Source organism: Priestia sp. 179-F W1.4 NHS (assembly GCF_045369295.1).
GTDB classification, from domain to species: domain Bacteria; phylum Bacillota; class Bacilli; order Bacillales; family Bacillaceae_H; genus Priestia; species Priestia zanthoxyli.
In genome coordinates, this window is record NZ_JBIQFF010000004.1 from 166821 (window position 1) to 182615 (window position 15795).

Annotated in this window: 12 protein-coding genes; 6 read left to right on the forward strand and 6 right to left on the reverse strand. The window is 37.0% G+C overall.

Annotated elements, in window-relative coordinates; translation table 11 throughout:
- Positions 1–70: 70 nt before the first annotated feature.
- Together ACH0CI_RS19380 and ACH0CI_RS19385 are read right to left on the reverse strand one after the other, a co-directional pair.
- Entirely contained in the window at positions 71–2701 is a 2631-nt protein-coding gene (locus ACH0CI_RS19380; RefSeq protein WP_406902109.1) for a DEAD/DEAH box helicase, read from the reverse strand.
- Positions 2694–4256 (reverse strand): replication initiation protein, encoded by a 1563-nt coding sequence (locus tag ACH0CI_RS19385; protein ID WP_406902110.1) that lies wholly within the window; start codon positions 4254–4256, stop codon positions 2694–2696. Before ACH0CI_RS19385 ends, ACH0CI_RS19380 begins: the two co-directional genes overlap by 8 nt.
- 241 nt (positions 4257–4497) lie before the next feature.
- On the opposite strand from ACH0CI_RS19385, the gene galU reads away from it, so the two are divergent.
- From galU to ACH0CI_RS19400, 3 genes are all read left to right on the forward strand, one after another.
- On the forward strand, positions 4498–5382 hold the full coding sequence (gene galU, locus ACH0CI_RS19390; protein WP_028412001.1) for a UTP--glucose-1-phosphate uridylyltransferase GalU: 885 nt from the start codon (positions 4498–4500) through the stop codon (positions 5380–5382).
- Between the two features lie 245 nt (positions 5383–5627).
- On the forward strand, positions 5628–6911 hold the full coding sequence (locus ACH0CI_RS19395; RefSeq protein WP_028412002.1) for a nucleotide sugar dehydrogenase: 1284 nt from the start codon (positions 5628–5630) through the stop codon (positions 6909–6911).
- A gap of 66 nt (positions 6912–6977) precedes the next feature.
- Positions 6978–7685, forward strand: a complete 708-nt coding sequence (locus ACH0CI_RS19400) for a WecB/TagA/CpsF family glycosyltransferase (protein ID WP_406902111.1) — start codon at positions 6978–6980, stop codon at positions 7683–7685.
- A 36-nt stretch (positions 7686–7721) separates the two neighbouring features.
- Here ACH0CI_RS19400 and ACH0CI_RS19405 read toward each other — a convergent pair whose 3' ends face one another.
- Positions 7722–9251, reverse strand: a complete 1530-nt coding sequence (locus ACH0CI_RS19405; RefSeq protein WP_028412004.1) for a flotillin lipid rafts scaffold protein FloT — start codon at positions 9249–9251, stop codon at positions 7722–7724.
- 20 nt (positions 9252–9271) lie between these two features.
- A complete protein-coding gene (locus ACH0CI_RS19410) occupies positions 9272–9805 on the reverse strand; it encodes an NfeD family membrane protein (RefSeq protein WP_013059777.1) in 534 nt (177 codons plus the stop codon).
- A 629-nt stretch (positions 9806–10434) separates the two neighbouring features.
- Between ACH0CI_RS19410 and ACH0CI_RS19415 the strand changes: the two genes are divergently transcribed.
- A complete protein-coding gene (locus ACH0CI_RS19415) occupies positions 10435–11487 on the forward strand; it encodes a glycosyltransferase family 4 protein (RefSeq protein ID WP_013059776.1) in 1053 nt (350 codons plus the stop codon).
- A 38-nt stretch (positions 11488–11525) separates the two neighbouring features.
- On the opposite strand, the gene ACH0CI_RS19420 is transcribed toward ACH0CI_RS19415, so the two are convergent.
- Together ACH0CI_RS19420 and ACH0CI_RS19425 are read right to left on the reverse strand one after the other, a co-directional pair.
- Positions 11526–12524 carry an LCP family protein gene (locus ACH0CI_RS19420; RefSeq protein ID WP_028412005.1) on the reverse strand — a complete coding sequence of 333 codons (999 nt, stop codon included), beginning with the start codon at positions 12522–12524 and terminating at the stop codon, positions 11526–11528.
- 195 nt (positions 12525–12719) lie between these two features.
- Positions 12720–13355, reverse strand: a complete 636-nt coding sequence (locus ACH0CI_RS19425; protein ID WP_028412006.1) for a YigZ family protein — start codon at positions 13353–13355, stop codon at positions 12720–12722.
- Positions 13356–13793: 438 nt separating this feature from the next.
- Here ACH0CI_RS19425 and ACH0CI_RS19430 point away from each other — a divergent pair, with 438 nt between their 5' ends.
- Positions 13794–14942, forward strand: a complete 1149-nt coding sequence (locus ACH0CI_RS19430; RefSeq protein WP_013059773.1) for a sensor histidine kinase — start codon at positions 13794–13796, stop codon at positions 14940–14942.
- 77 nt (positions 14943–15019) lie between these two features.
- The gene (locus tag ACH0CI_RS19435; protein ID WP_013059772.1) at positions 15020–15703 is read left to right on the forward strand and encodes a response regulator; all 684 of its coding nucleotides are present in this window, start codon (positions 15020–15022) and stop codon (positions 15701–15703) included.
- Positions 15704–15795: the final 92 nt, after the last annotated feature.

The window sequence follows — 15795 nt, forward strand, 5'->3', positions numbered from 1 at the left end:
CTAATAAAAAAAGAGGACAAGTAAAAAAGTCCTCTTTTTGGTAACGGTGTAACACATTTTATAATTTTTCTTATTCATTTCTGTAAGCAAGAAGCTCTTGTAGCTCTTTATTCGAAAGTTCTGTTACCCATTGATCTCCTTGGATGAGTTCATTGTTGAGATGTTGTTTTTGATTGATCACTTCATCAATTTTTTCTTCAATCGTTCCTCTTGTAATGAATTTATGAACATGAACAAATTTATTCTGACCAATGCGATGGGCCCGATCGGTTGCCTGGTTTTCAACGGCTGGGTTCCACCATCGGTCAAAATGAATAACGTGATTTGCAGCTGTTAAATTCAATCCAGTTCCACCTGCGCGAAGAGAAAGGATAAAGATGGCTTTTTTCCTTGCTTGAAATTGAGCAACCATTTCATCTCTTTGCTCTTTTGACAAACTTCCGTGAAGGAATAAAACCGGCTCGTTGATTTCTTTTTCTAAGGTTCGTTGTAGCATGAGTCCTGTTTCAATATACTGAGTAAAGATTAAACAGCTTTCTTGCTGTGTACGAATGCTCTCTACGAGTTCAATAATTTTTTCACTTTTATGAGATCGCCGTACCGTTTGTTTAGCTGCACTTTCCTTTAAGTACAAAGCTGGATGATTGCATAATAATTTTAGCTTATTTAGTGTTTGCAAAATCATGCCTTTTCGTTCAAATCCTGTTTTTTCCTCTGTTTCTTGAAGCATTTCTTGAACTAGCTCCTGGTAAAGTGAAGCTTGTTCCGCTGTCAGCGGGATATATTCTTTTTGTTCTTGTTTATCAGGCAGTGAGCGGGCGATGCTTTTATCTTGTTTTGTTCTTCTCAATAAGAAAGGTTGAATGAGTGCTTTAAGCTCAACAGTTCGTTCAGGTTTCTCGCCTTTTTCAATGCCAGCTACAAATCGGTTTTTAAATGAATTGATTGTTCCTAAGTAACCGGGATTGATGAATTCAAATAATGACCATAGTTCCAGCAGACGGTTTTCAATTGGAGTTCCAGTAAGCGCAATTTTGTGTCTTCCTTGCAGCTGACGGATGGCTCTCGCCTGTTTAGTCTGCGGGTTTTTAACATGTTGCGCTTCGTCTAAGGAAATGCTGTTCCATATAAACCCTTTCAACAATTCGACATCCAAAAGGGCAACTTGATAAGTCGTAATCACCACGTCAGTACTTTCACATATCTTCTCAAATGCATCTCCGCCGGTTCTTTTCGGCCCGTAATGAACATGAACACGAAGAGAAGGGGCAAATTTCTGTAATTCTTTTTCCCAGTTTCCAATTAAAGAAGTTGGGCAAACGATAAGAGAAGGAAAGCTATGTAACTGATGAATGTTTGTTAAATAACTAATTAATTGAATGGTTTTACCTAGCCCCATGTCATCTGCTAGACATCCTCCTAAGTTAAACTTTCTCAAAAACATGAGCCAATTCAAGCCTTGCTGCTGATAAGGTCTTAATATTCCTTTAAATTCAGAGGGAGGCAGCACTTCCGGCAGCCGTTCTAAATCCGTTAAGGATGTAATAAATGATTGAAAGGAAGCGGGGAGTTGGAATTCAACTTTTACCTCTTCTTCATCAGTTTTACTGTCTGCCATGTAGGTTAGCTTCGTTTTTAAAATTTCATGAATTGAGACGCCTTTTTTACTAGCTTCTTTAACAATTTTCTGCGCTTGTTTAATTAATCTAGAATCCAGTTGAATCCACTGTCCGTTAATAGATAATAATCGGCGTTTTTGTTCGACTAATTTCCGAAACTCTTCTTCTGAAAAAGTTTGATCGCCAATAGAAAATGACCAGCGGAAGCTGCTGATAGCTTGTTTACCAAACAATGCAGATGAAGTATTTTCTATAGCGCCAGATACTTTTATGGTGGCTTTTTTTAATGATTCCCACCAGCTTGGCAAATGGATAGAGACACCTTGTTCAATCAATGCTGCACTATCTTGAGTTAGAAATTCCCATACTTCCTCATCTGTTAGGACAGACTGAATAAACGCTCCTTTTTGGTATAAAGTAGGAGCCAATGCTTTCCATCGTTCGTGTTCGTAAGCGATATATGATTCGTAGTGATTCCACTCTTTAGGAAGTGTTCTTCCCAGTATAAAAGGTTCTTTGGCTTCATCGTGGGGAATCACAAATGTTTCAGCCGTCCATACATCTCCATCGGTCGTTGGCTCTACAACACGCAATGAAAGGTCAAAGGGAGGATTATAGCTCTCGCCTCCTATGCTTATTAAAAAGTCTTTTCCTTCTTTTTTTAATAGGCTCTCTTTAATTTGTGCTCGCCACTCTTGCTCATCAGCTTGTGAAAGCGATCCAGTCATTTGTTTTTTTAAAGGAAGAGAATGAAATTTCCCTTGGATAATCTTCTTTTTCATATCGACTGCAATTTGCTGATAATCTTCCGCTGAAGCGGACAAAGCCGGTTTCAACACATGCTGTTGAATAGGTGATTGTATGAAAGTGAACATTTGCCATGCAGAAAGAAGAATTCCTTTTTTTCCATTAATCTCAACCTGTGTAGCTTCACTTCCGTAATAGGTCTGTTCATGCCATAGAAACAGCGCATCTTTCCATGTATCAGGGAGCAAAATTTGGCCGCTAGGTGATACACAGTAGAGAAAAAAGTCATCGTGTACAGGTTCGACTTCAAGTGTTAAATGAAACAAATCAAACATTCAGTAAATCTCCTTTTTCTAATAGTTGTTGAAATGCGCGCTGTTTCTTCGTTTTTATCGCTAATTCTTCCATATAATGTTCCCATAGTAGAGAGCGATTCATTTGTAGATAAAGTCTTTTTAATTCTTGTAAGTAGATATAGGCTTCTTGATAACTGCTTTTCTTTTTTTCATAAATCAGCTTTGAAATCATTTGATGATAAAGAGGAATAACCAGCTTTTCATCTTTTTGTTTTAAGGCCTCTATCGTTTGCTCGTCATATTTGATGCTGTCATATTGAAGAAGCACCTGTAATTCAACCCATTTTTTTAATTGGTTAGAAGCATATAGAAAATCACTGTATTCAATAAAACTATAGGGAAGTAATGTTTGCAATGCTTCAGTATACAAAGTTTGCTCGTTCGTTAAGTCTTTATAGTGCTGAAATAAATTTACAATCATGGAGACCATATTTCGGCTTCCTTGATAAGTAGTTGGAACGGTGCGTACGTAATCTCCTATATAGGTCATTATATAAGAGCCCCACTGAGCAAAGCGGTCAGTTTCTTTTTCGTGCAATAAATCATTTAACCAAGGGATAAGATAGGGAATCATTTGTAATGTTCCATCGCTCAAACGTTCTTTTGCTTCTCTATCTTTTTCTTGAAGAAATAAAAGATAGGAAAGAGCTGTATTATTTATAAAAGAACCATGCTTGGCTTTTAATTCGCGTTCCTCATTTTTTCGCCATCTTTCTAACGTGAAGACTTTTTGCCAAATAACCCGATAAATTTCAATACGCTCATATTGTAAAGGTATATCATTATGCAATAATTCTCGGATGTATGGGATGCTGTCCTCTATAATAGATAATGCATCCCGATCGTATTTCGTTTGCTTTAATGAATCAGCGGTAGCATAAATTTCATTTGTTATTTTGTAGACGTGACTATATACGAATGATTCCTCGATGTTAGTAGAAAGCTGATGTGCCTGTAATTGAGCTGATAGTTTATAAAATGTATGAACCGCTCCATAGATACAAAATAAAGCATAAAGCAATGGATGCTCAGGAGCTTTTTTCACTAAAGAACGGTAATAGTACTGATAATATTCATGATAAATGGACCGGTCATTTCCGTTCCGCCCCTGCATAAAAAGCGTATACTGCTCCTCAAAAGTTTGTCTCCACTCTTGAAAAGTTGCCTTGGGTTTTTTTAACACTTGTTTGGCAGATAGCATAGTCAAATCTTCTTTCTCATGGTTTCGCCATTCTTTGAATAGGGGCGAAAGCGGTTCTATTAATGAATACATATAAAAAAACGCTGCAAAGCAGTGTTCACAAAATCCGTTATGCTGACAAGAACAGGTACTTTCAGGGAGCAGCTGTTTGTTTAGTTCAACATAAAACGAATCGATTTTAACGTTTAATATCTGTTCATCATTGTGCAAAATGAAGAATGAATGGGTACGGTAAAGGTCTAGTCCTGCTTGGGCATTTGTACGATAACGTGCATCACTGTACGGGAAATGATGTATAAATTGGTGCTGTAAGTGATCTGAAAACGAACTCATAATCCCATTCCTTTCTATACATAAGTGGAACATAAAATTATATTTATAAGTGATTAATTTTCTTTTCATTATAAATGATAAAAATAGAATTATACAAAATCTTTTGTTATGATAAAGCAGAATCCAACATGACTCTTTATAAAAAGAAATGGATTCAACATGACTTTGTGTACATACTCAATCGAAGACTTACTATACTATAACCAATAAGCACGATTGACATTGACAGGAGGAAAAGTAAGTGAAAATTCGTAAAGCTATTATTCCAGCAGCTGGATTAGGGACACGCTTTTTGCCGGCTACAAAAGCACAGCCTAAAGAAATGCTGCCAATTGTAGATAAACCAACGATTCAATACATTGTGGAAGAAGCAGTAGCATCAGGTATTGAAGATATTTTAATTGTAAGCGGTCGCGGAAAACGAGCAATCGAGGATCATTTTGATAAATCATATGAGCTAGAAGAAACATTAGCGGCAAAGGAAAAGTGGGACATGCTTGAAGAAGTGCAGGGGATTTCGAATTTGGCTAATGTTCACTACATTCGTCAAAAGGAACCTAAAGGATTAGGTCATGCCATTCACTGTGCAAGAAGTTTTATCGGAGATGAACCGTTTGCTGTTATGCTAGGGGATGATGTAGTTCAATCAGAAACACCTTGTTTGAAACAGTTAATGGACGTATACGAAAAATATGAATGCGCTGTAGTTGGTGTACAGGAGGTGCCTAGGAAAGAAACCTCAAAGTACGGAATTGTAGGCCCTAAAGGAGAGCCTCTTGAAAAAGGATTATTAGACGTAGAAACGCTCGTTGAAAAACCGAATCCAGAAGATGCCCCTTCAGGCTATGCAATTATGGGGCGCTATATTTTAACACCGGAAATTTTTGATATCTTAAGCAGAGAAGAGATTGGTGCAGGTGGAGAAATTCAATTAACAGATGCTATTTTACGTCTGAATGAATTTCAACGTGTTCTTGCTTATTATTTCGAAGGAAAACGTTATGATGTTGGAGATAAATTTGGATTCATTAAAGCAACAATTGATTTAGCCTTACAAAGAGAACCGCTGCGAGAAGAGTTAGTGAGCTATTTTAGAGAAATTGTCGAAAAAGAAGGGCATATGTAAAATATATTTACTGGGGGAACTATTGGGAATCAAGGAGATTTTCAATAGTTCTTTTGGGTTAGAGCCCGTTGTACAAAAGATGGTTATATCGTTTATTGGTGAATTCTCATAAAATGTTACATAATAATAAGTAAAAGAAATTATTTCATGTTTTTATATAAATGCTATCATGAAATGACATTTTTCGATATAATATCAGATAGGTTTTATTTATTAAGCATGTCATATAAAGGAGATTTTCTGCAATGACAAAGAAATTGTGTGTAGTTGGTTTAGGATATATAGGTTTACCGACAGCTGTTATGTTTGCCAATCACGGCTTATATGTACATGGTGTTGACGTAAATGAAAAAGCAGTAGAATTAATTAAAAATAAGCAACTTCATATAGAAGAAAACGGCTTACAAGAACGTTTAGAATCAGCAGTTGACAACGGCCACTTTACGGTAGGCACAACAGCTGAAGAGGCGGATATTTTTATTATTGCTGTACCATCACCAATTAATGAAGATAAAACGGCAAACTTGAACTATGTTCGAGAAGCGACAAAATCAATTGTTCCTTACGTTCGTAAAGGAAATTTAGTTATTTTAGAATCCACAGTTCCTCCGCGTACAGTAGAAGACGTTATGCTACCTGTGCTAAAAGAAACTGGTTTAGAATTAGGCAGTGAGTTATTTGTTTCTCACTCACCTGAACGTGTTATTCCAGGAAAAGTATTTGAGGAACTAGTAAATAATGACCGTATTGTCGGTGGTATTAACGAAGAGTCCAGTCGCTTGACTGTTGAGCTTTATAAAACATTTGTAAAAGGAAATATTCACGTAACGGATGCTACAACAGCTGAAATGGTGAAAGTAATTGAAAACACATATCGTGATGTGAACATTGCCTTTGCAAATGAGCTGGCAAAAATCAGTGAAAAAATTGGTGTAAATGCGTGGGAAGCGATTAAGTTAGCGAACTATCATCCACGTGTAAACATCCATTTACCAGGTCCTGGTGTAGGCGGCCACTGTATTGCTGTTGACCCTTGGTTCTTAACGGAGCTTCAGCCAGAACTTGCGAAAATTATTTCTCTTTCTCGTCAGACAAATGATTCAATGCCTGAATATACAGCATTAAAAACGAAAAGCCTACTAGATGAAAAGGGCATTCAACATGGACGTGTAGCTGTTTTAGGTTTAGCTTTTAAAGGAAATATCGATGATATGCGTGAAAGTCCATCAACGGATGTGCTTCATCACTTAGAAAAGCTAGGTGTTGATTACACAGCATTTGATCCTCATATCAAAGAGAATAAAATCGAACGTCAGACGCAAAGTTTGGATGAAGCTGTTGCACATGCAGATGTGATTCTTATTTTAACAGATCATAATGAGTTCAAAGAGCTTCTTCCATCAGCTGTTGAAAATCATATGCGTACAAAGATTATTTTTGATACGAAAAACTGCATTCAGCGTGATCAATGGAAAGCAGCAGGCTTTGACGTAGTGTTACTTGGTGATTCAAAAGTTTCTACTTTATAAAAAGACGGGCTGAACAGCCTGTCTTTCGTTTGTAAAAAACTAAAAAATCAACATACGGGTGATTTAATGAAGGAAAACATCTTAGGAATAGACGTTTGTAGCGACACGTACGATGAGCTAGCGGTAAAGTTACTTCAGGATATAGATAAAGGCCGAAAATCATTTATTGTAGCAATCAATCCTGAAAAAATTATGAAAGCACAAGAAGATCAGGAACTAAAGTCACTGTTAAATCAAGCGACTTATCAAATTCCAGATGGAATCGGTGTGATTTTAGCTTCAAAGCTCAAAAAGGGACGTATTCGTGAGCGTGTAACGGGTATTGATATGATGCTGAAGCTGTGCAAAGAAGCAACAAATAACGGTAAAAGAATTTTTTTATACGGAGCCAAGCCCGGCATTGCAGATGAAGCCAAAGCTAAATTGGAAGAGATGTTTCCAGGGATTTTAATTGTTGGAACATTAAATGGCTATGAAAAAAATGAAGAAGTCATTGAACGTACGATTAATGATTCAGGAGCAGAAATTGTGTTTGTCGCTTTAGGCAGTCCAGCGCAAGAAAATTGGATTATTGCTCATAAAGAAAAACTCAATCCTTCTGTTTATCAAGGCGTAGGCGGCTCGTTTGATGTTATTTCAGGACGATTGAACCGGGCACCGGCTGTTTTTCAAAAATTTGGTTTAGAGTGGCTTTATCGACTATTAAAAGAACCATGGAGATGGAAGCGTCAGTTAGAATTGCCTAGGTTTCTTCTTCGAGTGTTAAGAGGTTAAAAAAGCATGCGGATGATATCCGCATGCTTTTTATTTTTAGATATCTTCTTTTTTGTTTTGTTGCTTGATTTCATCCGTTAGTTCGTGCAAGCTCTGGCGCACATTTCCTTTTCCAGAAAAGTTCTCAATCAATTCCTTTACATCTATACCTGAGGATGCTTTCAGCGATTCTTGAAGAGAAGACATTAAGTTTGTTGCATAACCAGTCACTTTATTAGCTCCGCTGTTTTCACCGTTGCTTCCTGTATCCACAACCGTAATTTTATCGATATTTGCTAAAGGACTTGCAACTTGTTTTGCATATTCAGGAAGCATTTTGATAATCATATCTAAAATAGCTGCTTGACCAAACTGCTCGAATGCTTCCGCAACTTTTTGTTTAGCCTCTGCTTCTGCTAAACCTTTTAAGCGGATAATCTCAGCTTCAGATTCACCTTGGGCACGCTGAGCGTCAGCTTTTGCTAAACCATCAATTCGAACGCGTTCAGCTTCAGCTTTAGCCATTGCTTCAATTCGATATTTGTTGGCGTCAGCTTCCGCAAGCTGTTTTGCTTTTTCAGCTTCTGCGGATTGCTCAACAGAGTAACGATCTGCATCTGCTTTCTTTTTTACTTCAGAATCGTATTGACGCTCACGACGAAGAATTTCTTTTTCTTCTAATTCAATTTGTTTCTGACGTTCAATAATGCGGATTTGCATTTCTTGTTCTGTTACATCTTGTTTCGCGCGAGCTGTTTCTAGATCATACGCTTGGTCAGCACGAGCTTTGGCAATATCTTGTTCGCGACGATATTCAGCGGTTTTTAATTGATTCATTTTTTCAGCTTCCGCGATTTCTGTATTTCGCTCAAGCTCCGCTTTTTGGGCATCTTTATGAGCCTCGGCACGCTTGATTCTTGTTTCTTTTTCAGCTTCCGCTGTTGCAATGTCAGCATCTCGCTTAACTTGAGCAATACGAGGCTTCCCTAGCGATTCTAGATAGCCGTTCTTATCCCGAACGTCTTTAATTGTAAACGATACAATAATTAATCCCATTTTAGCTAGATCTTGTGAAGCTACGCGCTGTACTTCTTGAGAGAATTTTTCACGGTTTTTATAAATTTCTTCGACCGTCATAGAACCAAGAATCGAACGAAGGTGACCTTCTAAGACTTCTCTAGCTTCGGTTTCACGATCTTCTTTTGCTTTGCCCAAAAACTGCTCAGCGGCCGTTGCGATTTCTGAAATAGAACCTCCAATTTTGATGATTGATACCCCATCAGCCATAACTGGAACACCTTGTTCTGTATATACTTCAGGTGTAGATACTTCCAGTTTGCTTGACAGCAAGCTCAGAGGCTCAGCCTGCTGAAAAACTGGCAGCACAAACGTACCGCCGCCGCGAACAATTTTAATGCGGTTTCCGGATTCATCGACGTGCACGTTTTTATTTCCGAGATAGCTCCCTGTTACAATTAACGCTTCATCTGGACCTGCTGTACGGTATTTTGTAATAAATACGGCAATCAGCGCAATTAATAAAAAAACAACAATTCCAACGACAACTAATATAGGTGTTGAAAACATAAAACTCCCCCTAATACTATTTATAATGAGTGATTGGTCATAACTTCTTCGTAAATCACAACGAGTGCGTTGCCCCTTTGTATATCTACCACAAGCACTTTGCTGCCTAAAGGTATAGCAGTGTTTTTAAAGCTGGCAGCGGGTTTGGAGATCGTGCCGCTAACCCCTTCGATAAATACTTCTCCATAACCATCTGCAGGAACGGAAGTAATAATGGTACCAAGTCTTCCTTTTAACGAATCTTCAGTAAAAGCAAGAGACTCTTCAGCCGATGATAAAGGAATCAATACGAAAACGTTGAGCAAAATAACGAGTAGAAGGGCAATAAGAGCGGAAATCGAAATAATCCAATAATTTTGCAATGACGTATAGGTGAACAAATATCCACTGGCACTAAAGAATGTTAAAAAAGAAAAAAGAAGAGTGGGGTTAAAAAAAGGTATCGCTTCAGATAATCCATCTAACAAATCGCTAAATAAAATGTATAAGAAGGTGAGACTTCCGCAGATAATTAATCCATACAAATACACTGTTTGAACAGATAGACCAAACATAGTTCATTCAACACCCCCTTTATGTAAGATGAATGATACTGTTTCTACTATGTATTACGAACCGTATCAAAAAAAGTTTCATTTTTTTGATAAAATTCCTTTTTTTGTTTAATTTTATCTCTGTCCATTTCACTATATTTTAACTTTTAGATGATATAAGATAAGGACAACGATTCAGCGAATGTGGTTTGAAGTAGTGGACATGCATAGGTCAAAAGTTTGTTCATATAATGAGTGGGGCCATGTGAAATAAAAATAAAGGTTTAAATATGCTTAATAAAAAGGAAAAAGAGTTAAAGATGACGAATAAATTAGACGAAAAGGGGGGAGTTCGCTTATATTTTAATAAAATATAGTAAAGAAAATGTTCTACATAAAATAACCACATAAGAATAAAGTAAATCAGCTGTTTATACACCAAAAAATACAGTTCTTTTCTATTAATAGTTTGTAAATGTGCTAATTTTTGAGAATAAATTTCTATTTAAGTAGTAGAATCATTGTGATATAATCCATTTTGGGAATAAGTAAGTAATTATTGTTATACGCAATTTGAAATACTATCCAATTATATAAAGTTGGATACATTTTTTATGGTTTTGGTTAACATAAACCTGAGGAGGGTCTCCATGCTATATTTGACCTTGTTTATTTGTTTTATTACATCTATTCTGATCACTCCGCTGGTTAAGAAGCTGGCGTTTAAAATAGGTGCAACGGATAAACCAAATCAACGAAAAGTTCATCAAAAAATTATGCCTCGCCTTGGAGGTTTGGCGATATTTTTTAGTTTTCTTATTGGATACCTCGTTTTACAGCCTGACAGTAAATATGCGCTGCCGATTTTAATCGGAAGCATCATTATCATCATTACCGGTGTCTTAGATGATATGATTGAGCTATCCGCTAAAATTAAATTAGGCGGTCAGCTAGTAGCGACATTAATTGTTGTTGTATACGGTGGAGTCCAAATTGACTTCATTAACTTGCCGTTTGGCGGAAAATTAGAATTCGGAATGTTAAGTATTCCAATTACGGTATTATGGATTGTAGGAATTACCAATGCTATTAATTTAATTGATGGATTGGATGGATTAGCTGCCGGCGTTTCCTCTATTGTATTGATTACCATCTCTGGTATGGCTATTATGATGGGTAATGTGTTTGTGACAAGCATGGGTTTCATCGTATTGGGAAGTACGCTTGGATTTTTGTTTTACAACTTTCACCCCGCTAAGATTTTCATGGGCGATACAGGAGCACTATTTTTAGGCTATATGATTTCTGTATTGTCTCTGTTAGGATTTAAAAATGTAGCGGTTATTTCCTTCATTGTTCCAGTTATTATTTTAGGGGTACCAATTTCAGATACGTTCTTTGCTATTATTCGCCGAATCGTAAAAAATCAACCGCTATCGGCTCCTGATAAATCTCATTTGCATCATTGCTTGTTGCGCTTAGGGTACAGCCATAGACAAACGGTTTTAATTATTTATGGAATGAGTGCGATATTTGGTTTAGCGGCAGTTATCTTTTCAAAGGTACAAACAATGTGGGGGTCTTTTCTTGTACTAGCTATCCTCCTTGTGGCGATTGAAATTATCGTTGAAAAAATAGGATTAGTTGATAAGACATATAGGCCAATTCTTAACATGGTTCGTGGGCTTCGTTTAAAAAATTAATTAAAAAGACCTCTTGGATATCCAAGAGGTCTTTTTAATTATTCTGTTGTATCTGAAGTTGATTCAATGCCTAAATGCTTGCGGAGCTTTTCACTTACTTTTTCCACTGAATCATTGTCTAGTTTGAAGTAGTAAACGCCGTTAATTTTTTCATCGCTACCGTCTAAGTTAATGGTTTCGATGTCTACTTTTTTCGAAGCGTAATCATAAAACGAAAGCATTTCACCGAACATTAAATTCGTTTTCATATTATCGCCAACCGCTTCGATAAGATTGCCATATTTATTAAGTGATCCAATGGAAGCAGCTTTTTTAATCATGGCTTCGATCAACTGCTGTTGTCTTTTTCCTCGCTCAATATCGTTGTCTTGTTTTCGTGTTCGAGCAACAGCTAACGCTTCTTCACCATTCAAATGTTGGTTTCCTGGTTTTAAGACAATAGCATTATGACGATCTTTTGAGTCCTTTTCACTCATCGCATAAGGTACATCAAAATCGATTCCCCCAAGTGAGTCTACAATGTCTGTGAAAGCTTTAAAATTCACTTTAACATAGTAATCAACAGGGACATTAAACAGCTGTTCTACCGTTTCTACAGTTGCTTTTGGACCTCCGTACGCATGCGCATGCGTAATTTTATCTTTTTTGTTCACTTCAGGTATATAAACCCGCGAATCTCGAGGTATGCTTACAAGCTTTACGGTTTTATTTGTTTCGTTAAAGGTCGCCAAAATCAAAGCATCTGTACGGGCTGATTTTCCGAACTTCCTGGTTTCACTGTCATCTACGCCCATAAATAAAATGGATATATCATCTTTTTTGGGATCGATTTTACGATCACGCATAGGAGAGTTATCGCGATCTCCAAGTCCTTCATAAGAATCAGAAGCTACTGTTTTAGCCTTAACAAATAAATAAGAGCCATAAGCGGTTGCAGAAAGCCCTAAAATAAGGATAGGTAACAGAAAAAATGTAAAAAGCCTTCGTTTTCTTTTCCGTTTGTTTACTCTTTTTTGAAAACGTCTATATTGAGCCATACGGTTTCTCCTTTTATTCGTATATTCGAACACTTATTGTGACACTTAGTATGTGTTATAAATTGGAATGTATGAATCAAACTCGTCAAAGCTATGCGTCTTTACGAGGTTTTTACTCATTGACAAGTAGCGCAACCATCAGAATAGTTGCGCTATTTATCAATTGTACAATGTTTTTTAATAAGAGTAAATAATTCATTCTACATCTTCTTCTAAATAGGTCGTCTCACCTGCTCGAATATCTGCTTGGCCGTTTGTTAGCTCGGTCATCCATTCAATAAATGCTTCTGTTTGAGCTTCCTCTACAAATGTTTCAATCTCTACCATGTCTGCGTAGTGGATTTCTTTTAATAGATAAACGGAACTGCGAAGCTCATTCTCTAATTTTCCAAGCCATGTATAGTCGACGGTTGTATGCATAACCGCCATGAGAGTTCGTTTGACTGTACCTAATTCATTTAACGCTTCGGAAACGGATTTTCCATACGCGCGCACCAATCCACCTGCGCCCAATTTAATACCTCCGAAATAGCGCGTAACGACGACTACCGTATCTTTTAAGCCTCTCTTTTTAAGCACTTCTAACATTGGTACGCCTGCTGTTCCACTTGGTTCTCCATCATCGTTTGCTTTTTGAAATTGATCTCGTTCTCCAATTAGGTAAGCTGAACAGTTATGAGTAGCATTCCAGTGCTGTTTTTTAATGTCTTGAATAAATTGCTGAGCTTCTTCTTCAGTTGTTACACGTTTCATATGACAAATGAATCTAGATTTTTGAATAGTGATTTCATGTGAACCTTCTTGTTTTACGGTATAATATTGTGATAACAATCAAAAAATCCTCCTTAGAGTTATAAATAGAAGAAAAACGGGTATTTACGTACTGTTTACTTGCTATTAGTATAAAATGTTTATGAAAAGACATCAATTAATCAAATTCAACATCACTTAAACAAGCCATACAGAATATACGTTATAATAAAATAGTGTGCAGGCTTGTATAGCTAAATAATGAAATGATTTAAACAGGCAGTTAGTCACTGTTGAAGAGTGAGCGTAAATGGTAATCTATTCAAATAACGCGAGTCAAGAGTCGATTGATGTCGAGTTTGAGGGTACTAAAACAACCGTTACTTTTTGGATATAAAAAGTCAGATAGGGAGAAAATATGGATCTTATCCTCACAATTCAGATAGGTCATACGAATACTATATATAGCATGAACGTATAGACATTTCTCCGAATGTGAGTATAGTTTGGGGTGAGTAAATGTCGAAACATAAATTAACAAGCAAGGCACTTGATGAAATTTTTGAGAAGATTATTGGCACAGTGGGAGATAGTAAAAATGAAGTCTATCGCCTTTCTGAAGATGCCAGACAAGAATATCAGCAAATTAAAGAAGAGTTAGAAGTGTTAAAAGGAAAAGTTCTTGAGACGATAGAGCAAGGTGATAAATTAGAAACTCAGGCAAGGTTGGCTCGAAAGCGTTTGTCTGATGTGAGCCGACATTTTCAAATTTATTCAGAGCCTGAAGTAAAAGACGCTTATGAAAAAGCACACGAATTACAAACCAAGCTGCTGATGAATCAGCAAAGCGAATATCAGCTGCGTAATCGTCGAGATGAACTAGAAAGACGCTTGCTTACATTGGAAGAAACGATTAAACGTGCAGATCACTTAGTAGGTCAAATTTCCGTTGTGTTAAATTATTTAACAAGTGACTTAAAACAAGTAGGGGAAATAGTAGAAGATGCTATTCAAAAAGAGTATTTTGGCTTTCGGATTATTGAAGCTCAGGAAGAGGAACGGAAACGTTTGTCAAGAGAGATTCATGACGGCCCAGCTCAAATGCTTGCAAATGTTATGATGAGATCAGAATTAATTGACCGAATTTACCGGGAACGTAGTGCAAAAGAAGCAATGGAGGAAATTCGGGATTTACGAAAAATGGTTCGTTCTGCCCTATACGAAGTACGTCGAATTATATATGATTTAAGACCGATGGCACTTGACGACTTAGGTCTAATTCCGACGCTGCGTAAATATCTTGATACAATCGAAGATTATAACGAAGGCAAGCCTCGGATTACGTTTATTTCCATTGGACAAGAGAAGCGAACTGCTTCAAAATTAGAAGTAGCACTGTTTCGTCTAGTGCAAGAAGCTGTAACGAACGCATTAAAACATGCAGACGCGACGGAAATCCAGGTGAAGATAGAGTTCAACAATGAACACGCTATTTTGCTGGTCAAAGATGACGGCTGTGGTTTTAATCAAGAAGAGAAAAAAGAGAATTCGTTCGGCTTAATAGGAATGAAAGAGCGTGTTGATTTGTTAGATGGGACTATTTCTGTTCATTCGAAAATTAATCAAGGCACGCTTGTTATGATTAAAGTACCGATTATAGCCGCTTAAAAAGGCAGAGATATGTATATAAATAGGGGTCAATATAGAGTAAAACATTTGTTGTTCGATTTGGGGAGGAATCAAACATGCAGACAAGAATTATCATAATCGACGATCACCAATTATTCCGTGAAGGAGTAAAAAGAATTTTAGATTTCGAAAAAGATTTTGAAGTAGTTGCAGAAGGTGACGACGGTAGCGAAGTTATTGACCTTGTAGAAGAACATCAACCTGATGTTGTAATCATGGATATTAACATGCCGGCTGTGAATGGTGTAGAAGCTACGAAAAAGCTTGTAGAAGTAAATCCGGATGCTAAAGTTATTATCTTATCTATTCATGATGATGAGACATATGTAACTCATGCCTTGCAAACAGGGGCACGAGGCTATCTGCTAAAAGAAATGGATGCGGATGCGTTAATTGAAGCGGTGAAAGTAGTTGCAGAAGGTGGTTCATATTTACACCCTAAAGTAACACATAGTTTAGTAAAAGAGTACCGTCGACTAGCAGCTCAAGGACAGTCGTCTTCTTATCCGCACGAACCAATTGAGATTCGCCGTCCACTGCATTTGTTAACACGTCGTGAGTGCGAAGTGCTACAATTGTTGGCTGATGGTAAAAGTAACCGAGGAATCGGAGAAGCATTATATATTAGTGAAAAAACCGTTAAAAACCATGTGAGTAATATTTTGCAAAAAATGAATGTAAATGATCGCACGCAAGCTGTTGTTGTGGCAATCAAAAACGGTTGGGTAGAAGTAAGATAAGTTCAAAAGTCCGATATACCACTAGGTATATCGGACTTTTTTTTTCTTTTTATAACTTTTTTTGAAATTGTGGGTAAAAAGTCATGTGTAAT

Coding starts and splice junctions, on each gene's coding strand:
- ACH0CI_RS19380 (WP_406902109.1), bottom strand. CDS start 2,701: ATGTTTGATTTGTTTCATTTAACACTTGAAGTCGAACCTGTACACGAT.
- ACH0CI_RS19385 (WP_406902110.1), bottom strand. CDS start 4,256: ATGAGTTCGTTTTCAGATCACTTACAGCACCAATTTATACATCATTTC.
- ACH0CI_RS19395 (WP_028412002.1), top strand. CDS start 5,628: ATGACAAAGAAATTGTGTGTAGTTGGTTTAGGATATATAGGTTTACCG.
- ACH0CI_RS19400 (WP_406902111.1), top strand. CDS start 6,978: ATGAAGGAAAACATCTTAGGAATAGACGTTTGTAGCGACACGTACGAT.
- ACH0CI_RS19405 (WP_028412004.1), bottom strand. CDS start 9,251: ATGTTTTCAACACCTATATTAGTTGTCGTTGGAATTGTTGTTTTTTTA.
- ACH0CI_RS19410 (WP_013059777.1), bottom strand. CDS start 9,805: ATGTTTGGTCTATCTGTTCAAACAGTGTATTTGTATGGATTAATTATC.
- ACH0CI_RS19415 (WP_013059776.1), top strand. CDS start 10,435: ATGCTATATTTGACCTTGTTTATTTGTTTTATTACATCTATTCTGATC.
- ACH0CI_RS19420 (WP_028412005.1), bottom strand. CDS start 12,524: ATGGCTCAATATAGACGTTTTCAAAAAAGAGTAAACAAACGGAAAAGA.
- ACH0CI_RS19430 (WP_013059773.1), top strand. CDS start 13,794: ATGTCGAAACATAAATTAACAAGCAAGGCACTTGATGAAATTTTTGAG.
- ACH0CI_RS19435 (WP_013059772.1), top strand. CDS start 15,020: ATGCAGACAAGAATTATCATAATCGACGATCACCAATTATTCCGTGAA.